The organism is Ruegeria sp. (genome assembly GCF_965221235.1).
Taxonomy (GTDB): Bacteria; Pseudomonadota; Alphaproteobacteria; order Rhodobacterales; family Rhodobacteraceae; genus Ruegeria.
The window spans coordinates 3,138,772-3,157,666 of the sequence record NZ_CBDCRS010000004.1; the positions used below are offsets into that span (position 1 = coordinate 3,138,772).

The following is an 18,895-nucleotide window of genomic DNA, read 5'->3' on the forward strand; positions in this document are numbered from 1 at the left end:
GATGCCCGTCGTCAACCGAATTGCCGATTTCTCTGCCGATATGACCGCGTGGCGGCAGCACCTGCATAGGATCCCCGAGCTGGAGTTCGAGTGCCACGAGACCGCCGCCTTCGTGGCCGAGCGTTTGCGTGAGTTTGGCGTGGATGAACTGCACGAAGGCATCGCCAAGACCGGCATCGTGGCGATCATCAACGGTCAGGGTGAGGGACCTACGATTGGCCTGCGCGCCGATATGGACGCGCTGCCGATCCCTGAAGAAACGGGGGTGGCGTATGCCTCGACAAACCCCGGAAAGATGCACGCTTGCGGCCATGACGGGCACACCACGATGCTGCTGGGTGCAGCGCGCTATCTGGCTGAGACCCGGAACTTCCGGGGGCGGGTGGCGCTGATCTTCCAGCCCGCCGAAGAAGAGGGCGGCGGGGCCGGCGTTATGGTCGATGAGGGGATCATGGACCGTTTCGACATCTCTCAGATCTACGCGTTGCACAATGCGCCGGGCTTTGTCGAAGGCGCGTTCTACACCACGCCGGGTCCGATCATGGCGGCGGTGGATACGTTTGAAGTGCATATTCAGGGTGTCGGTGGCCACGGTGCCATGCCGCATGAAACTAAAGACCCGGTGATGGCTGCCTGTGGCATCGCGCAGGCGATCCAGACCATTGTGAGCCGGAACCATTATGCGCTGGACGATCTGGTGGTATCGGTCACGCAAATCCACACCGGCACGGTCAACAACGTGATCCCGGATACCGCCTATATCAATGGCACCGTGCGCACCTTTGACCCGTCTGTCCAAAAGATGGTGATGGAACGGATGGAGCAGATCGTGCAGGGGCAGGCGACCTCATATGGCGTCGAGGCGCGGCTGGACTATGAGGTCAACTATCCGGCCACTATCAACGATGTTCACAAGGCCGAGTTCGCCGCGGACGTCGCGCGTGAAGTCTCGGGCCCCAACCGCGTGACCGCGAATACCGGGCGTGAGATGGGGGCCGAGGATTTCTCGTATATGTTACAGGCCCGCCCCGGTGCCTATCTGTTTCTGGGGCAGGGCGATGGGGCCGGGCTGCACCACCCGAAATACAACTTCAACGACCAGATCGCGCCGGTAGGAGCTTCGCTCTTTGCGCGCATCGTGGAAAAGGCCCAGCCGCTGGGCTGATGAGGGGAAGATATGGCACTGGAAGACGCAAAAAATCAGGTGGATGAGGCATTCACCAACCCGGATCTCAAAGGGTTGTCCTATGAGAATACTTTTGGCGGTGCGACCTCGTTCCTGCGCCGCCTTTACACTAAGGACCTGACCGGAGTGGATATTGCCGTCACCGGAGTGCCGTTTGATCAGGCAGTAACCAACCGCCCCGGCACGCGCCTTGGACCGCGCGCGATCCGCGAGGCCAGCGCGTTGCAATCGCCAGACGCGCCTTATGGCTGGCCCTTCGATGCGCTGAGTGAGCTGGCGATTATCGACTATGGCGACATGGCCTATGACTACGCCAACATTCCGGCCTTTCCCGATACTTTGACTGACCATATCCGCACCATTCTGGCGGCAGATGTGGCCTCGGTTTCTTTGGGTGGGGACCACTATATCAGCTTCCCGATCCTTAAGGCCTATGCCGAGAAATACGGACCGATGTCGCTGCTGCAATTCGATGCGCATACCGACACCTGGGCCGATGACGACATGTCTCGCGTCGATCACGGGACCATGTTTTATAAGGCGGTGAAGTCGGGGATCGTGGACCCGAAACGCTCGGTTCAGGTGGGGATACGCACCCATAATGAGGACACGCTGGGCGTCAACATCATCGACGCGCGCGAGGTCTACGAATCCGGTCCCGCCGCCGTGGCGCAAAAGATCAAAGACATCCTCGGCGACAGTCCCGTCTACCTGAGCTTCGACATCGACGGTCTGGACCCGGCCTTTGCCCCCGGCACTGGGACGCCGGTCTGGGGTGGGCTGACCTCGATCCAGACGCAGATCATCCTGCGTGACATTGCCGGGATCAACATCAAGGGCGGCGACGTGGTCGAGGTCTCTCCGCCTTATGACACCTCCGGCGCGACGGCAATTGCGGGCGCGCATGTGGCGACACAGATCGTTTGCTTGTTGGGGTGGAACAAGCTGGTTCCTTAACCTTTGGTTAGCCATCTTTCCGCTATCAGGTTAACCAAAAGACCGGACGGGAGACAGACAGGCATGACAGAGTTTAACCAACCCATCAGCGGCAACGACCTGGCGCGGTTTTCGGGGCCGAATACGTTTATGCGCCTGCCGCAGGCAGACTCGCTGGCGGGGCTTGATGTGGCCGTGCTGGGGATACCGATGGACATTGGCACCTCGTGGCGGTCGGGCACCCGGTTCGGGCCGAAGCAGATCCGCAGCGAAAGTGCGATGATCCGGCCCTACAACATGGCGAACGCGGCAGCTCCGTTTGATAGTTTACAGATCGCGGATATCGGTGATCTGGCCATCAACACATTCTCGCTGACCGAAAGTCTCACGATCATCAAGGAAAGCTATGACGCTATTCTGGCGCAGGGCGTGATTCCGGTTGCGATGGGCGGGGATCACTCGATCACCCTGCCGATTCTACGCGCGATTGCGGCCAAGAGGGGGCCGGTCGCTCTGGTCCACGTGGATGCCCATGCGGACGTCAATGACGAGATGTTCGGCGAGCGTGAAACCCACGGCACCGTCTTCCGCCGCGCCTATGAAGAGGGGCTGATCGTCCCCGACAAGACCTTTCAGATCGGTATTCGCGGCTCGGGCTATGCGGCGTCGGATTTCACCGAGGCCAAGGGTTGGGGCTTTCGCCAGTTCCCGGCCTGGGACCTCTGGCAGCAGAACCTGACTGAGATCGGTGCGCAGATTCGCAAGACGGTTGGGGATCATCCGGTCTATATCTCGTATGACATCGACAGCCTCGACCCGTCCTTTGCCCCCGGCACCGGCACGCCCGAGATCGGAGGTTTGACCACCCCGCAGGCGCTGCAACTGATCCACGCGCTTAGCGGTATGAACGTGGTGGGCTGCGATCTGGTCGAGGTCTCGCCGCCATATGATCCTTCGGGCAACACGGCTCTGACGGCCGCGAACCTGCTGTTCGAGATGCTGTGCATTCTGCCCGGAGTGACGTCACGGTAACGGGATCGCATCCTTGTCCGACGAACCGATCCGCATATGGTTTGCAGCAGGGCTGGGTTTAGGATGAAGAAAACGATGCTTTGGGTGATTGTGGGACTGGTGGTGGTGTTGGGCGCCTATATTCGGCTGGCACCGTCCGACCCTGAGAAGTGGCACGTAGCGCCAATGGCCGAAGCAGACCGCGATTTGGAAGGTGGCGTTCTACGTGTGGTAAATACCGGACCGGATGGCTTGGCTCGATTGGACGCAATTGCGCGCGCAACGCCGCGCACCTCGCTTCTGGCCGGGTCGGTAGACGGTGGGATGGTTACCTATATTACCCGCACCAAAGTGATCGGCTTTCCGGACTACACGACCGTTCAGCAGGATGGTGACATCCTGCGCATCCATGGACGGTTAAGATTTGGACGGTCAGATTTTGGGGTGAACAAAGCACGAGTAGATGAGTGGTTGGGCACTCTGCAATAAGTTGAACTTTTGGATTTAAGTGCACATTTACATTGCATGAATGACTATGAAAGAAAGTTCAGGCTGGCGTCTGCAGAGTTGGAAGCCGCTGGTTGGCAGAATTCCGGGAAGCCATCGCCAGACGTTCGTATTTTGAGGCACATTGGCTTGAAGCCAAGACCATTTGTTTACAGAACCAGGGTCTCACGCATGGTTAGTGCAACCTTGACTATGGGTGGTTTGTGGGGGCTGGGCATGTATGTTTTCAGCTACGCCGCGCAATGTAGGTTTCCGTCCTTGGTTCTGGCCTCTGCGTGCTTCGGTGTGGGTATGTGGTTTTTCTCGGAAATTGGCATCTGGCGCGTTTCCAGGAAGCATAAGTTCAGCCGTTGGGAGGACCTGTAAAGATTTATCCGGAAGAGCTTTCTGCCTCTGGCCCTAACAAATCTCGAGATCTGTTCAACCCCGACGACAAACACCCTTCCTGAACCTCGCGCCACATCGGCACGTTCAGCGACATCTGACATTGCGCTGTGAACATGCGGCCATCGACCTGAAGGCAGATCAACTCTCCCAATTCGATGCGGGAGCCGGATTTATCGGTGCAATAGCAATCTCGAACTTTCCCATCGGGCCCGACATAGTCGGCCATTGCAGGGGCAGCTGACAGCGCAAAAACAAGCACAAACCGTTTCATAAGCATCAGCATAACACAGGGCAGGGCCTTGACCATAGCCTCGGATTAAGAGACACCGCCCGGATGATCCCCGAAGAACGCCTTGAACAGTTAACCCAGCGATTCCAATACCTCGAAGCGGCCATGGCTGATGGCGCCTCGGGTGGGGACATTGCGGCCTTGGCCAAGGAATACTCGGACCTTAAGCCAGTGGTCGATCAGATCATGGCATGGCGGCAGTTGGTTTCCGATCTGGCCGAAGCCGAGGCGATGCTGTCCGATCCCGATATGAAAGAACTGGCCGAAGAGGAAATCCCAGATCTGCAAGCACGTATTCCCGAGGCCGAACACGCGTTGCAACTGGCGCTGCTGCCCCGCGATGAGGCCGACGCGCGTCCGGCAATGTTGGAAATCCGGCCCGGCACCGGAGGCGATGAGGCTGCTCTGTTCGCGGGTGACCTTTTGCGGATGTATCAGCGCTATGCGGAAAGTCGTGGGTGGCAGTTTGAGATTATCGAAGAATACGCGACCGATCTGGGCGGGGTCAAAGAGGTCGTGGCCCATATCAAGGGCGACAACGTGTTTGCGCGGATGAAATATGAATCCGGCGTCCACAGGGTACAGCGTGTCCCCGAAACCGAAAGCGGCGGGCGCATCCACACCTCGGCAGCCACGGTCGCGGTTCTGCCCGAGGCCGAGGATGTGGACATTCAGATCGACGCGAACGACATTCGGATCGACACCATGCGCAGCTCGGGCGCGGGGGGGCAGCATGTGAACACCACCGACTCGGCGGTGCGGATCACGCACCTGCCCAGCGGCATCGTGGTGACCAGCTCCGAGAAATCCCAGCACCGCAACCGCGAGATCGCGATGCAGGTGCTGAAAACGCGTCTGTATGATCTGGAGCGGCAGCGGATCGACAGCGAACGCTCAGCTGACCGCGCCAGTCAGGTGGGGTCGGGCGACCGGTCCGAGCGGATCAGGACCTATAACTTCCCGCAAGGCCGAATGACGGATCACCGCATCAACTTGACGCTCTACAAGCTGGATCAGGTCATGCAGGGTGATCTTGACGAGGTGATCGACGCGCTGACGGCTGATGATCAGGCACGGTTGCTGGCGGAGATGGCACAATGATCGCGGCCCTGACAGCGGCACAAGCCATGGTCACGGCAACGGCACGCCTGCGGGCGGCGGGTGTGGATGACCCGGCGCGGGATGCGCGGGTTCTGCTGGCCCATGCCGCGCGGATTGAAGCCAGCCGGGTTACGCTAATCGCACCCGAAGAGCTGTCTCCCGAGATTGCCGAGCGCTATGACCAACTGATCTCGCTGCGGGCCATTCGGGTGCCGGTATCGCATCTGCTGGGCGAGCGGGAATTCTACGGCCGACGGTTCAGCGTCAGCCCGGATGTTCTGGACCCGCGGCCTGAAACCGAGACACTGATCGAGGCCGCGCTGAGCGAGCCGTTTGATCATGTGCTGGATCTGGGAACCGGATCGGGCTGCATCCTGATCACTCTGCTGGCCGAGCGGACAAGCGCCTCGGGCGTTGCGGTTGATCTCAGTGAATCTGCCTGCCTTCAGGCCAGCGCCAACGCCGTGCAACATCAGGTGCAGGACCGGGTCGAGATTTTGCGCTCGGACTGGTTTGAGAACATTGATGAGAAATTTGACCTGATTGTTTCCAATCCCCCATATATTGCGTTGGCCGAGATGAACGAGCTTTCGCCCGAGGTGCGCGAACATGAACCCCGCATGGCGCTGACGGACGAAGGTGACGGGCTTGGCGCGTATCGCCATATTGCGGCTTCGGCGCCGGATTTCCTGATCTCGGGAGGGCGCATTCTGGTGGAAATCGGTCCAACTCAGGGACTTAACGTCGCAGCCCTGTTCCAGGCGGCGGGGCTGGTAGAAACAAGAATTATCCCTGATCTGGATGGCCGTGATCGGGTTGTTGTGGCCAGAATGCCGTAAATGCCACAGAGGGTGAGGCTGAAAAGCGCCGATAATTGTAAAAAAGCTGCGAAATTTTGGACAAAGCTCTTGTCTGCGCGCGCTGGACATGCTTACTCAGAGATAGTCGGAGAGGTTGACGCTGTTGCAGCGGGCCCCTGACGCCAAGCCCAAAAAGTCGACATCGTGTGACGGCTACAGCCCTTATGAGCAGTGCAGAACGCGACTATATCGGCACCGAATGACAAGGCTGACGTAAAGTAAGATGAGATCTTCCAAATCCCGCTCGCGGGCCAAAAATAACCGCAATCGTCCTTCTGGCGGTAACGTCGTTAACCGGGTCTTTGACAGCTCGGGTCCCGAAGGCAAGGTGCGTGGCACGCCCCAGCAGATTATTGACAAATACAACCAGCTGGCGCGTGACGCCCAGTTGTCGAACGACCGCGTGGCCGCCGAGAACTTTCAACAGCACGCCGAGCATTACCTGCGTTTGCTGAGCGAAGCGCAGCGCGAAATTGAAGCGCGCCGTGAAGAGCAGGAACGCCAGAACCGCGAACGCCAGGCCGAGCGTGACCGTGAGCGCGCCGAGCGTCAGGAACGCGAAGCCGCCCGTCAGGCCGACCCGGCCGAGGCGCCGCAGCCCGACGTGATGGATTTCGCGGGAGAGGCGGCTGCACCTGAAAGTGGCTTGGTCGAAACTCCGGAAAGCAAGGGCAATGCCCCAGCTGCCGAGGCGGCTGAGAAGAAAGAGAAACCCGCACGCCGCCCTCGCGCGCGCAAGCCTAAGGCTGCGCCGGCTGAGGATGCCCCCAAGACAGATGGGGACGCGCCGGAAGCGGCTGAGTAAAATCTGGTATGAAACAAATAAAAAGCCTCGGCATCGTCCGGGGCTTTTTCTTATTGTGGTCAGGTTTTTTGCACTTCGCGGGCCAAGGCACAGAACGCCTCAAGCGGGACCTGTTCTGCACGTTCGGTGGGTTGAATACCTGCGGCCAGCAACCGGTCTTCGATATCAGGCGCGACGCCTTTCAGCGAGGCGCGCAGCATCTTGCGGCGTTGGTTGAAGGCGGCGGCGACGACGCGGCTTAGGGTGGCAGCGTCAGCGGGGAAGCGTGGCTCGGGCAGGGCGGTCAGGTGAACCACGGCGCTTGAGACTTTGGGCGGTGGAGTGAACGCTCCGGGCGGCAGCGACATGGCGATGCGCGCCTCGGCCCGCCATTGGGCGAGGATGGCGAGGCGGCCATAGGCTTTGCTGCCGGGCTGGGCGACGATACGTTCGGCCACCTCACGCTGGAACATCAGGGTCAGGCTTTGCCAGAAGGGCGGCCATTCGGGTGGAGTCAGCCATCGGACCAGAAGTTCGGTCCCGACATTATAGGGCAGGTTGGCCGCAACGCGGATCGGTGGCGTCAGGTGTTCGAGCGGGTTGATCTCCAGCGCATCGCCGTTGATGACCTCAAGCCGACCGGGATAGGCAGCAGCGATGTCGTTCAGGGCAGCGATACAGCGGGTGTCTTTCTCGACCGCGACAACCTTGCGCGCGCCTTCGGACAGCAGCCCACGGGTCAGGCCGCCGGGGCCGGGGCCGATCTCTAGCACGTCACATTGGGTCAATTCCCCGGCCTGACGCGCAATTTTGGCGGTTAGGTTCAGGTCCAGCAGAAAGTTCTGCCCCAGCGACTTGCGCGCCGAGAGCTGATGTGTCGCGATGACCTCGCGCAGAGGGGGAAGATTGTCGATAGCGCTCATAATCTGTTTACCGCGACGCAGGCCGATGGACGCGCCAATGAAATTTCGCCTCCGGCGGGGATATTTTCAGCCAGGTGAAGGATCAAGGGCTTTTTGCCATGCGGTGGGCGAGTTTCAGGGCTTCGATCAGGCTGGTGGGGGTGGCCTTGCCGGTTCCGGCGATGTCCAGCGCGGTACCGTGGTCAGGAGAGGTGCGGATGAACGGCAGACCAAGCGTCACGTTCACGCCACGGTCGAAATCCAGCGTTTTGATCGGGATCAAGGCCTGGTCGTGATACATGGCGATGGCGGCATCGTACCGGGCGCGGGCGGCGGCGTGAAACATCGTATCTGCCGGATGCGGACCAGAGACAGTGTAGCCATCAGTTGGCAGGTCAGCGATCAGCTGGGCAATCCAGTTCATCTCTTCATCGCCCATTTTGCCGCCTTCGCCCGCATGCGGGTTCAACCCTGCGACGGCGAGGCGGGGATGTGCGATACCGAATTGGGTGCGCAGCCCTTCGGCGGTGAGGGCGATGGTGTTGCGCAGCAGGTCTGGGGTCAGGGCAGCGGGGACGTCCGACAATGCAATGTGGATCGTCGCGGGCACCACGCGCAGCTGGTCGCTGGCCAGCATCATCACGACCTGATCGCGGTCTGCGAGGGCGGCCAGAAATTCGGTATGGCCGGGATAGGCGAACCCGGCCCCGTCGATGAGCGCCTTCTTGTGGATCGGACCGGTACACAGCGCCGATGCGGCGCCAGACTGCACCAGCGTGACGCCTTGTTCGATTGCGGCAATGACGGACGGCGCGTTTTTCGGATCAGGTTTCCCCGGCACGTTCGGGGCAGGGAAATCCAGGTGCAGAACAGGCAATGCGTCGATACAGGCCGTCAGTGCCTGAGACGGGTCCGAGATTTGGGCTACGGGCGTGCCTGCCGGCAGATGCGCTGCATCGCCGATATAGAAGAACGGACAGGTGTCGCGAAGCTCGGACCACGCTTTGGCGGCAATCTCGGGGCCAATGCCCGCGGGTTCACCGCAGCTGAGCGCGATCGGGGCCGTCATTGCTCGACGATGTTGGCTTCGGCACGCAGTTGTTCCAAAAGGCTGTCAGCCAAGGCGGTAAGCCGCTGTTGAGTCAGCGCATTGGCCACATCGGCGCGTGTCGTGTCCTCGCCCAGGTCACGGGTGCGTGTACACAGCATGAGGAACGACAAAGTCTGGCCGTTGTTCCCGGTCAGCGTGGTCGAGACCTCGTTCAGGTCAAGCTTGGCCAGTTCCAGCGCGACGTCACGCGGGATTTCGGCCGGGCTGGCCTCATTGCGTTGCAGGACCTCGGTGGGGTTTTCCTTGGCCAGACCGTAAAGGTCATCGCAGGTGTCGATCTCTTCTCTCAGGCGCGCCGCCCGGGCCAGCGTTTCAGCGCTGCGGCCGCCGGGCAGATTGTAGATCGCATAGTCGATCTTTGAATAAGTGGGCGTGCCGGGGGCTGTTTCCCGCAGGCCGCGCATCTGGAACAGGGCGATGGCGTTCGGCAGGTTCAGCGGCTGAGTGATATCGCCGTTTTTCAGGCTCAGGATCACAGGTTGTAGTGCCGGAGGCAGATCGCTGATGTTCAGCCATTCAAGTCGGCCGCCATTATTGCGGGTGGCTGCGCCTGAATATTGCGTGGCTGCGGCTGAGAACGCATCAAAGCCCTCAAGCTGTGAGATCTCCTGCGCCAGCAATTCGGCCTGCGCCACGGTTTGTTGATTCACCGGGATGATGATTTCGGACAGCAGGGCCTGCAGACCGCCGCTGCCGGACTGACCCAATGCGCGGTTGATCTCGTCCGCTGTCGGACGGGCCTGAGACAGAAAGCGGGCGCTGATATAGTCGCGCCATGACAGCTGGTCCGCCACGAAATCGCGGACGGTTTCGCGGTCAACGCCACCTTCGGCCAACAATTGCAGGAACTGGTCCGTGCTCAACTGACCCCGCGCCGCGAATTCGTCGATGCCCACCTGAATGGCTTCGGGCGAGGCCTGAATACCCGCCTCGCGCATAGCCTGTTTGCGCAGGCGGTCGTCGATCAGCGCTTGTCGAACCTCGGCCTCGGTCGCGCCTTGCGCGCCCAGCAGGTTCAAGAATTGCTGGCGCTGATTCAACTCGTACCAGGTGACGATGTCCTGATTCACCTTGATCGCCGGAGAAAACAGGCTTTGGGCCACACCCTGTAGGGGCGTCAGAGCCAGAACGGCTCCGATCAGGGCGGGAGCGACCGGTTTAAGCCAACCGGAACGAGCGAAACTGGTGAAACGTGAAATCAACTGCATTTTCTCTTGAACTGTTGGGCGCCACTTTCAACGGAGTATCCTGTCAGGGCTACGGTAAAGCCGAATTCCGTCGAAGGCTCAATACTTGATGACGAGGTAAAGCGGCGGTTGACGCTCATGTTAACTTGTACACATTCGTTCTGATAGGTGACACCCAGGCCAAATCGGATCGGCTCGGACGCGTTCAGATCATAGCGCGCCAATGCCGTGGTGCGCCAGTTCTGATCCACCGTGTAACGTCCGGTCAAGCGGATTTCGGATGTCTCGTCGGTCAGGTTTTCTGCCGGGTCCGGCTCTTGCCAGACATAGCTGCCGGTTACTCCGGCGGTTTGCTGTTGCCATGCGGCGCGCAGTTCGGCCTTGGCAAAACTCATATCCCCGTTCAGCAGGCCACGCCCGGCCAGCGACCAGCCATTGGCCGTCTGCAACTGACCGGCCAGCAGCAAGTCCGATGTTGTGCCCTGAAGACCCGAGGTCAGGTTGAAATTGGGGTCCGCCTCGCTACGAAAGACCTGACCAACTGTGGCCAAGGCTCGCCAGCCGCCGGTGCCATAGCGGGACCAGTTCACACCAACCACACCGGTGACGCCGTCTTCGCGCTGATCGGGGGCGGGAAAGCGCGACAGGGACAGCAGGTTGCCCTGATCGAATTCCTGAAACGTGCTTTCGTCATTTGGCACGTTGTCGTCCGACACATGGGTCCAGCCGATTTGTGCAATCGGCTCAAGTATCTGCGTCGCACCGGATTGTTCGCGCCGCCGCATCGGATAGCGCAACGTCAGTGCCGCGCGCGGTGTGGTGCGGGTCACGTGATCCGGGAACTGGCTGTCGTGGCGGACGTCGAACGTGTCGACCGAGGCCCCGACACGCGCATCCGCCCGCAATCCGGTTGAAAATGTCCAGCTGCGCAGCCACTCCGCATCCAGCGTAGCACGGGCGACATCGCGCCCGACGATATCAGCATCGCTGGTCCTTTCATGGGCATGCGTGATAAAGCTCAGCCGGGCTTCTCCTCCGACCGAGGTCGGGAACAGACGTTTCTGATAATACAGGTCGAAAATGCGCGACGGGATTTCATCCTGATCCTCGCTGTCACGCAAGGTCTTGTAGTGGATGAAACTGGTGCGGAACGCGGTGTCACGCTTGATACGCTCCAATGCGATCTCGCTGCGCAGGCGGTCGAAATCCGGCAGGCCGTAATCGGCCAGATAGGCGTCGTCGGATGTGGTCTTGAGGTCAAAGGTAAAGCGAAAGCTGTTCTCAAGGTTGAACCAGCCATTTGCAAAGAAATACCCGCGATCCTCGCCCTCTTGCAGGTCATCGCGGGTATGTGCGCCCTCAAGCTGTATGCGCCCGCGCTTGAATGCCTGACGATAACGGTATCCCAGCGTTCTGGTCTTTGGCGAATAATACGGTGTTAGCGTCAGGTCCTTGTCGTCGCCCAGCTTAATGAAGTAGGGGACCTGAAGGCCGGTTCCCAACTGCGACGTGGTCCGCACCGACGGCACCAGAAACCCGGTTGCCCGATCCAGCGTCGGGTCGGGCAGGCGCAAATAGGGAAAATAGAAAACCGGCACATCCAGAACCCGGAACTGCGCGCCTTCAAAGTACAGCTGTCGTTCTAACTGGTCATGCGTTACCTTGCGGGCGCGGATCTGCCAGAGCGGCGGCTTGCCGTTTGCACAGACATGGCAGGACGTGGCGGATACCTTGCTCAGCTGTGTGTACCGTCCGCCGGCACGTGCGGCCTGAACCGAGGCGATCTGCACCTGCTGGTCAAACACCATCCGCGCGCCGATCAGCAGCCCATTCTGAAGCCCTTCATCCAGTTCCGCCGAATCCGCCAGAATTGTGGATTGTCCGCCCTGATCAATGCGCACTGGGCCTTCCAGTTGCAGCGCGCCGGTCTCGCGGTCATAGGTGACCCGGTCGGCGGTGATTTTGACGTCACCCTGAAAGGCTTCGACATTACCTTCGGCGACTAGAACGCTGTCGGCAGTGATGAATACTTTGTCGGCCACCAGCAGGGCCGGTTGATCCTCTTGCGCGGTGGCAGGGGGTGGGGCAGGCTGGCTTTGGCCGTAGGCACCCAAGGGTAGCGCCAGCGCTACGGCACCGGACAGGAACAGACGTGTGAGTAAGCGCATCAGCCGTCCTCCGCGTGCAGCAAAAGCCCCAGAGACAGTAGAATGGCTGCAAAGGGCGGAGCCCAGGCCGCAACAAGGATAGGCAACTGACCGTTTTCCCCCAGAATTTGGGCAAAGTTTCGAACGAAATAAATCCCGAAGCCCAGCAGGACGGCGGACAGAACCGCGATTCCGGTTCCGCCAAATCGCACGTGGCGCATGGTAAAGGCCGCGCCGATCAGCACCATCGACATCAGGAAAAAGGGCCGTGCAAGCTGCACCTGAAACCAAACCTCGTATTGTTTGGTGGAAAAGCCCGCCTCGCGCAGATCGCTGATCAATTGCGGCAAGTCGTAGACCGAGACCGAGTCTTTCTGCCCAAGCGTATCCAGAATCCTCTGCCGTGTCAGAGTGGTGGGAAGCTCGATCCGCTGATGCTGGGTCGCATCTATTTCTGGGTTTACGTCATCAGCCAGCGGCCAGATTTTCGCGTTGGTCAAAAGCCAACTGCCGTCTGTCAGCCGGGCGCGATCCGCCACGATCTGCTGCGTTGGTCGACCATCTGGCGAAAAGGTGACGACTGTAACATCCAGCAATTCTAGCGTGTTGCCGTTGGTGGTTCCCTGAGCATGAATAACGGATTGCCCGTCTTGGGCACCCTGACGCAGCCACAGCCCCTCGCTGGTGATCGACAGGGCCGAGTTGCCACGGTTCTTGTATGTGTCTGACAATCGTCGATATTCTTCGGACGTGGCGGCCGCAAATGGGTTCAGCAAGCCAACGGCCAACGCACCGATACCCAAAGCCAGAACCACCGGGGCCAACAGCGCCCGGATACCTGACCGGCCAATGGCGCGCGTCACCACCAGTTCCGAGCTGCGCGCAAGGCCGATGAACAGGGCGATGGTCGACAGAATGATCAACAGGGGCAACATCTCGCTGATCGCTGCCGGGGTGTTGAGCAATGTCAGGTGCAGCAAACGTCCGAAGGATAGGTTTTCCGAGTCGAACCGGCGTGCCTGTTCCACCAGGTCGATCAGAATCAGCAGGGTCAGAAAGATACCGCCAATGACCAGAAAGCTCTGGGTGAACCGGCGCGCAAAGTAACGGTCGAGGATCACGAAGCAGCCCCCGCCAAGGCGTATGTGCTGCGGAAACGGGCAAATTTCAGGCCAGAATCGCCAATGCCTGCGCGGATGCGCAACGGCTTATGCCTGCCCTGTCTCGCCAAGTCGTTCTCCCCCGATCCTGCCGGAATTTTTTCGGGACTGTAATGCAATTGGCAGGCGGGGAAAACTGCTATCTGGTCAAGCCGTGCCGCGCGGGCTAGGTCTTGGGGAACAGTTTTTGAGGAGTTTGCAATGAGCAGTCTTGTACCGATCGGTTTTCAGGCCTTTGACCTTGACGCAATGGCGCAGGCCGAGGGGCGCGTCGCCATCATCATTCCGTCGGATGGCAAGATGAACCCCGCCGCCCGACGCGCCAACCGACTGACACGTGGCGCTGTCGCCCGGCTGGTTGAAAGCGCGCGGTTTGAAAAGGTGAAAACAGGCGACGTGATCACGCTGGCATGGCCCAGCGGTATGGCGGCCGATGCGCTGGACATTCTGGTTCTGCCCCGACGCCCCGACGCGGATGAGGCGCGCAAAGGCGGCGCGAAACTGGCCAAGCTGACCGGAGGCAAACCGCTGCTGGTTATGGCTGGCAATCAGGTCCGGGCCGAGGAACTGGCAATGGGCATTGCGCTGCGCAGTTATGATTTCGACGCGCATAAATCCAAAGACTCCGACGCGCCCGGCGCCGTCACCGTCAGTCACCAGAAAGCCGACGAGGTCGAAGCTGCGTTTGCCCCGCTCTATGCTGTGGCAGATGGCGTGCGGATGACCCGCGATCTGACCAACGAACCCGCCAACGTCCTGACCACCACTGAATTCGCCGACCGTCTGGCCGAGATGACGTCGCTGGGCCTTGAGGTCGAGGTGCTGGAAGAGGACAAACTGGCAGAACTGGGCATGCGCACGCTGCTGAGCGTGGGGCAGGGCTCGGTTAGCCCGTCGAAGGTTGTGGTGATGCAGTGGAAAGGCGGCGACAAAGATGACGCGCCGCTGGCTCTGGTCGGTAAAGGCGTGGTGTTTGATACCGGTGGTATCTCGCTGAAACCTGCGGGTGGCATGGAAGACATGACCATGGACATGGGCGGCGCGGGTGTTGTCGCTGGCACCATGCGCGCGCTGGCCAAGCGCAAGGCAAAGGCCAATGTGGTTGGGCTGGTTGGTCTGGTCGAGAACATGCCCTCGGGCAACGCCACCCGCCCCGGCGATGTGGTGAAGTCGATGAAGGGTGACACGGTCGAGATTATCAACACCGACGCCGAGGGCCGTTTGGTTCTGTGCGACGTGATGTGGTACGCGCAAGAGCGATTCAAGCCGGTGGGCATGGTTGATCTGGCCACATTGACCGGCGCAATCATCATTGGTTTGGGGCATGAGAATGCCGGGGTTTTCTCGAATAACGACACGTTCTGCGATGCCTTCCTGAAATCCGCCAAGGCCGAAGATGAAGGTGCGTGGCGGATGCCCTTGGGTTCGAAATACGATGAACTGCTGAAATCGCGCATCGCCGACATGAAGAACGTGGGCGGACGTGCGGCAGGTTCGATCACCGCGGCGCAGTTCCTGCAACGGTTCGTGAAAGAGGAAACGCCGTGGATTCACCTCGATATTGCGGGTGTGGCTTCGGTGTCGTCCGAGACCTCTTATGCGCCCAAAGGCGCGACCGGCTGGGGCGTGCGCGCGCTCAACCGTCTGGTGCAGGACAATTTCGAGTAAGCAGATGGGGGCCGTCTATTTCTACCACCTGACCCGGCAACCTCTGGAACGTACCTTGCCGGTTCTGCTGGACAAGGCGCGGCAGGCCGGGTGGAAGATCGCCGTGCGGGGCACCGATCCCGCGCGCATGGACTGGCTGGATGAAACGCTGTGGCTGGGACCCGACGAGGGGTTCCTGCCGCATGGTTGCGCCGGGGGTCCGCATGACGCGGCGCAGCCAATCCTGCTGACGACCGGGCCTGAGGCGGCTAACGAGCCGGCCTGTGTTATGGCTGTGGACGGCGCAGCAGTCGAGCCGGAAGAAGTTTCAGCACTGGAGCGCGTTTGCATTCTGTTCGACGGCAATGACGAACGGGCTGTTCAACACGCGCGGGGGCAGTGGAAAGCCCTGACTGGCGCGGGATGCGCGGCGCAGTATTGGTCTGAAGAATCGGGCCGGTGGGAGAAAAAAGCCGAGGCGTAGCTTCAGGTTTCAGGAATATTTTCAGGAGATTAGCGGATGGAAATGAAGCCTTTGGGCCGTACCGGCATCATGGTGACGGATCTGTGTCTGGGTACGATGACCTTTGGAACGCAGACGTCCGAAGCTGACGCGCACAAACAGATGGACATGGCGCTGGACGCGGGGATCAATTTCGTCGATGCGGCCGAGATGTATCCGGTGAACCCGGTCTCGAAAGAGACTGTAGGCCGTACCGAAGAGATTCTGGGCAATTGGAACGCGGACAACCCGTCGCGGCGCGCGGATTATGTTCTGGCGACTAAGCATTCAGGGGCCGGGATGAACCATATCCGTGACGGCGCGCCTATCACGGCCCAAACAATACCCGGCGCGATCGAAGGCTCTCTGCGGCGCTTGCAGACCGAGTGTATTGATCTCTACCAGTTTCATTGGCCGAACCGGGGCAGCTATATGTTCCGTCAGAACTGGAACTATGCGCCGTCGGGGCACAACACCAACGAAGTTCTGGACAACATGCAGGAGTGTCTTGCGGCTCTGCAAGCGCAGGTCGACAAGGGCAACATCCGCGCCTTTGGCCTGTCCAACGAAAGCGCGTGGGGGACGGCGCAGTGGCTGCGGATCGCCGAGCAGATGGGCGCGCCACGGGTGGCCTCGGTTCAGAACGAATACTCGCTGCTGTGTCGCCATTTCGATACCGATATGGCTGAATTGAGCGTGCATGAGGATGTGGGCCTGATGGCCTTTTCGCCCTTGGGTGCGGGGTTCCTGACTGGCAAGTATCAGTCCGGTGCAGTTCCGGAGGGTTCTCGCATGTCACTGGTGGCCAGCATGGGCGGACGTACCGGCCCACGCGTGTTTGAGGCTGTGGCGGCTTATCTGGAAGTTGCCGATCGCCATGGCCTGGACCCGGTGCATATGGCGTTGGCCTGGTGTCGGACGCGGCCGTTTATGATGTCGGCCATTTTCGGTGCGACTTCAACGGCGCAGCTAGAGCATATTCTGGCGGGTAGGGACCTGCGGTTGTCGGATGAGGTCGTAAAGGACATTACTGAGGCCCATCGCGCGCATCCCATGCCGTTTTAGGGGGCGCTGCCCCCGACGCGCCTTGGGCGCCTCCCCCGAGATGTCCTTGGCCAGATGAAGCGGATCCAGTCAGTGATGAGTGGGGTGGATGCGCTCTTGTCTAAGGTCGCGGGCCGAAAGGCCGTGTGCAGTGCGGAAGGCGCGCGCGAAGCTGGATTGTGAGCCGAAGCCGGTGGCCAAGGCCACATCCATCAGGGACATGTCGGTATCGGTGACCAGTCTGCGGGCCTCGGCCAGACGTAGTTGCAGATAGTGGTCTTGCGGCGTTGTGTTCAGGCGCAAGCGGAACTGTTGCTGCAGGGTGCGTGGGCTGGTGCCGAGGGTTTCCGCAATAGTGACCAAAGGCAGGGGATCGTCCAGCGAGGACTCCATCAGCGTGTTCGCCTTGGCCGTCAGGGCGGTGTGGCGATGGGGCGCTCCGGTGCGGCTTTGAGGTTTTGTGGGTTCCGGCGCTCCGTCATACAGGAACAGGCCAGAGACACGCGCGGCGAAACCAGCGCCATGGCGGGCGGCGATGATGTGCAGCATCATTTCGACCGCCGGGATGGCTCCGCCGGAAGTCAGACGGTTTTCAGAGACCGTGAACCGATCAGGCCGCACATCTACCTCGGGAAAACGGGCGGCGAAGTTGTCCAGATCTTCCCAGTGGGTGGTGGCGCAGTGGCCGTCCAGCAAGCCTGCTTCGGCCAGCAGCCAAGGCCCTCCGTCAATGCCTGCCATCGTGGCCCCGGTGTTTGCAATACGGCGCAGCCCGGCCAATAGGCTGGGCGTTGCGTGGCGAGCCAGTTGGAACCCCGCGACGACGATCATCAGGTCGCAGCCTTGCAGCCTTGCCAATGGGATACCGGGCACGTTCAGCGCGCTGGTCAGCATCGCCGGTTCCGCCGTGGCGGTCACATAGTCCCAATCGAAGGCAGGGCGATCCGCCAGACGGTTGGCGGCGCGCATCGGATCAACGGCTGAGGCGAAGCTGAGCGTGTTGCATTCGTCCAGCACCAAAACCGCCGTTTTCAGGGCGCGATGTTCGGGCTGAAGTATGTTTTTTGCGGATTTCATCAAGTTCGATTCGCATTCTGGCAAGTGTTTCCACAAGGCTGCGTCAGAGTCGCGGGCAACGCAAATCGGAATCCGGGGAGAAGCCTGGGGAAAACTCACGGCAAAACCGGGTATAACTTGGGGAAAACGCAATGCCTCTGGAAATGAACCGCGACGTCTTCATCACCTGCGCTGTGACCGGCTCGGGCGGAACGCAGGATCGCAGCCCGCATGTACCACGCTCGCCGCAGCAGATTGCCGACAGCGCGATTGCCGCCGCTAAGGCGGGCGCAGCCGTGGTACATTGCCACGTGCGCGACCCCGAGACTGGTGCGCCGAGCCGCCGGCTGGACCTGTATCGCGAGGTGACGGATCGTATTCGCGACGCTGAAGTCGACGTGGTTTTGAACCTGACCGCGGGCATGGGCGGTGACATCGTATTTGGTGGGGTCGAAAGTCCGTTTCCCGTAAACGAAGCGGGTACCGACATGATCGGCGCAACCGAGCGTGTGGCGCATATTGCTGAGTGTTTGCCAGAGATTTGCACCTTGGATTGCGGCACGATGAATTTTGCCGAGGCCGATTATGTCATGACCAACACCCCCGGTGCGCTGCGGGCGATGGGGCAGATGATGACAGACATAGGCGTGAAGCCCGAGGTCGAGGCCTTTGACACCGGTCATCTGTGGTTTGCCAAGCAGTTGGTGAAAGAGGGGATTCTGGAACCCAACGCTCTGGTGCAGCTATGCATGGGGGTGCCGTGGGGCGCGCCGGATGATCTGAATACCTTCATGGCGATGGTGAACAACGTGCCGGATGACTGGACGTTCAGCGCATTCTCGCTGGGAAGAAATCAGATGGCCTATGTCGCGGCGACGGTTCTGGCGGGCGGCAATGTGCGCGTCGGTTTGGAGGACAACCTGTGGCTAGATAAGGGGGTTCTGGCCGAGAACTGGCAGTTGGTCGAACGGGCCGGGACCATCATTGAGAATATGGGCGCGCGAGTAATCGGACCGCAGGAGGTGCGTGAGAAACTGGGGCTCACCAAGCGCGCGCCAGTCACCGCAGCGAGTTGATT

The 18,895-nt window shown here is 60.4% G+C and carries 19 protein-coding genes; 12 read left to right on the forward strand and 7 right to left on the reverse strand.

All coding sequences use genetic code 11. From position 1 onward, the window contains the following. The first annotated feature begins 1 nt into the window (after position 1). The 5 genes from ACOQOY_RS18985 (at position 2) to ACOQOY_RS19005 (ending at position 4,006) form a co-directional block, all read left to right on the forward strand. Positions 2–1,165: a M20 aminoacylase family protein gene (locus ACOQOY_RS18985; RefSeq protein ID WP_420586887.1), complete on the forward strand. Its 1,164-nt coding sequence runs from the start codon at positions 2–4 to the stop codon at positions 1,163–1,165. Between the two features lie 12 nt (positions 1,166–1,177). Further along, positions 1,178–2,143 carry an agmatinase gene (gene speB, locus ACOQOY_RS18990; RefSeq protein ID WP_420586888.1) on the forward strand — a complete coding sequence of 322 codons (966 nt, stop codon included), beginning with the start codon at positions 1,178–1,180 and terminating at the stop codon, positions 2,141–2,143. Positions 2,144–2,206: 63 nt separating this feature from the next. Beyond that, a complete protein-coding gene (gene speB / locus ACOQOY_RS18995) occupies positions 2,207–3,154 on the forward strand; it encodes an agmatinase (protein WP_420586889.1) in 948 nt (315 codons plus the stop codon). A gap of 75 nt (positions 3,155–3,229) precedes the next feature. After that, positions 3,230–3,622: a DUF1499 domain-containing protein gene (locus ACOQOY_RS19000; protein ID WP_420586890.1), complete on the forward strand. Its 393-nt coding sequence runs from the start codon at positions 3,230–3,232 to the stop codon at positions 3,620–3,622. Between the two features lie 36 nt (positions 3,623–3,658). Continuing rightward, complete coding sequence (locus tag ACOQOY_RS19005; protein WP_420586891.1) at positions 3,659–4,006, forward strand: DUF6404 family protein; 348 nt, start codon at positions 3,659–3,661, stop codon at positions 4,004–4,006. A gap of 4 nt (positions 4,007–4,010) precedes the next feature. Here the strand turns inward: ACOQOY_RS19005 and ACOQOY_RS19010 are convergent, their stop codons facing one another. Then, the gene (locus tag ACOQOY_RS19010) at positions 4,011–4,298 is read right to left on the reverse strand and encodes a hypothetical protein (protein WP_420586892.1); all 288 of its coding nucleotides are present in this window, start codon (positions 4,296–4,298) and stop codon (positions 4,011–4,013) included. A 63-nt stretch (positions 4,299–4,361) separates the two neighbouring features. Between ACOQOY_RS19010 and prfA the strand changes: the two genes are divergently transcribed. The 3 genes from prfA to ACOQOY_RS19025 all read left to right on the forward strand — a co-directional run bounded on the left by prfA (position 4,362) and on the right by ACOQOY_RS19025 (position 7,082). Then, positions 4,362–5,417 (forward strand): peptide chain release factor 1, encoded by a 1,056-nt coding sequence (prfA, locus tag ACOQOY_RS19015; RefSeq protein ID WP_420586893.1) that lies wholly within the window; start codon positions 4,362–4,364, stop codon positions 5,415–5,417. Further along, a complete protein-coding gene (gene prmC / locus ACOQOY_RS19020; RefSeq protein WP_420586894.1) occupies positions 5,414–6,256 on the forward strand; it encodes a peptide chain release factor N(5)-glutamine methyltransferase in 843 nt (280 codons plus the stop codon). Before prfA ends, prmC begins: the two co-directional genes overlap by 4 nt. A gap of 244 nt (positions 6,257–6,500) precedes the next feature. After that, a complete protein-coding gene (locus ACOQOY_RS19025) occupies positions 6,501–7,082 on the forward strand; it encodes a DUF4167 domain-containing protein (protein WP_420586895.1) in 582 nt (193 codons plus the stop codon). A gap of 59 nt (positions 7,083–7,141) precedes the next feature. Here the strand turns inward: ACOQOY_RS19025 and rsmA are convergent, their stop codons facing one another. The 5 genes from rsmA to lptG all read right to left on the reverse strand — a co-directional run bounded on the left by rsmA (position 7,142) and on the right by lptG (position 13,529). Further along, a complete protein-coding gene (rsmA, locus tag ACOQOY_RS19030; RefSeq protein WP_420586896.1) occupies positions 7,142–7,984 on the reverse strand; it encodes a 16S rRNA (adenine(1518)-N(6)/adenine(1519)-N(6))-dimethyltransferase RsmA in 843 nt (280 codons plus the stop codon). An 82-nt stretch (positions 7,985–8,066) separates the two neighbouring features. Next, positions 8,067–9,032: a 4-hydroxythreonine-4-phosphate dehydrogenase PdxA gene (gene pdxA / locus ACOQOY_RS19035; RefSeq protein ID WP_420586897.1), complete on the reverse strand. Its 966-nt coding sequence runs from the start codon at positions 9,030–9,032 to the stop codon at positions 8,067–8,069. Then, positions 9,029–10,282 (reverse strand): peptidylprolyl isomerase, encoded by a 1,254-nt coding sequence (locus tag ACOQOY_RS19040; RefSeq protein WP_420586898.1) that lies wholly within the window; start codon positions 10,280–10,282, stop codon positions 9,029–9,031. Before ACOQOY_RS19040 ends, pdxA begins: the two co-directional genes overlap by 4 nt. Then, a complete protein-coding gene (locus ACOQOY_RS19045; RefSeq protein WP_420586899.1) occupies positions 10,273–12,429 on the reverse strand; it encodes an LPS-assembly protein LptD in 2,157 nt (718 codons plus the stop codon). The genes ACOQOY_RS19040 and ACOQOY_RS19045 overlap by 10 nt, the downstream gene beginning before the upstream one ends. After that, entirely contained in the window at positions 12,429–13,529 is a 1,101-nt protein-coding gene (gene lptG, locus ACOQOY_RS19050; RefSeq protein WP_420586900.1) for an LPS export ABC transporter permease LptG, read from the reverse strand. Before lptG ends, ACOQOY_RS19045 begins: the two co-directional genes overlap by 1 nt. Before the next feature lie 240 nt (positions 13,530–13,769). On the opposite strand from lptG, the gene ACOQOY_RS19055 reads away from it, so the two are divergent. Genes ACOQOY_RS19055 through ACOQOY_RS19065 form a run of 3 tightly spaced genes read left to right on the forward strand, consistent with a single transcriptional unit; the run spans position 13,770 to position 16,782 of the window. After that, the gene (locus ACOQOY_RS19055; RefSeq protein ID WP_420586901.1) at positions 13,770–15,236 is read left to right on the forward strand and encodes a leucyl aminopeptidase; all 1,467 of its coding nucleotides are present in this window, start codon (positions 13,770–13,772) and stop codon (positions 15,234–15,236) included. Between the two features lie 4 nt (positions 15,237–15,240). Continuing rightward, positions 15,241–15,699 carry a DNA polymerase III subunit chi gene (locus tag ACOQOY_RS19060; protein WP_420586902.1) on the forward strand — a complete coding sequence of 153 codons (459 nt, stop codon included), beginning with the start codon at positions 15,241–15,243 and terminating at the stop codon, positions 15,697–15,699. A 36-nt stretch (positions 15,700–15,735) separates the two neighbouring features. Beyond that, positions 15,736–16,782 carry an aldo/keto reductase gene (locus ACOQOY_RS19065; protein WP_420586903.1) on the forward strand — a complete coding sequence of 349 codons (1,047 nt, stop codon included), beginning with the start codon at positions 15,736–15,738 and terminating at the stop codon, positions 16,780–16,782. 69 nt (positions 16,783–16,851) lie between these two features. Here the strand turns inward: ACOQOY_RS19065 and ACOQOY_RS19070 are convergent, their stop codons facing one another. Then, positions 16,852–17,838, reverse strand: a complete 987-nt coding sequence (locus ACOQOY_RS19070; protein WP_420586904.1) for a GlxA family transcriptional regulator — start codon at positions 17,836–17,838, stop codon at positions 16,852–16,854. Between the two features lie 131 nt (positions 17,839–17,969). On the opposite strand from ACOQOY_RS19070, the gene ACOQOY_RS19075 reads away from it, so the two are divergent. Next, positions 17,970–18,893 carry a 3-keto-5-aminohexanoate cleavage protein gene (locus tag ACOQOY_RS19075; protein ID WP_420586905.1) on the forward strand — a complete coding sequence of 308 codons (924 nt, stop codon included), beginning with the start codon at positions 17,970–17,972 and terminating at the stop codon, positions 18,891–18,893. Positions 18,894–18,895: the final 2 nt, after the last annotated feature.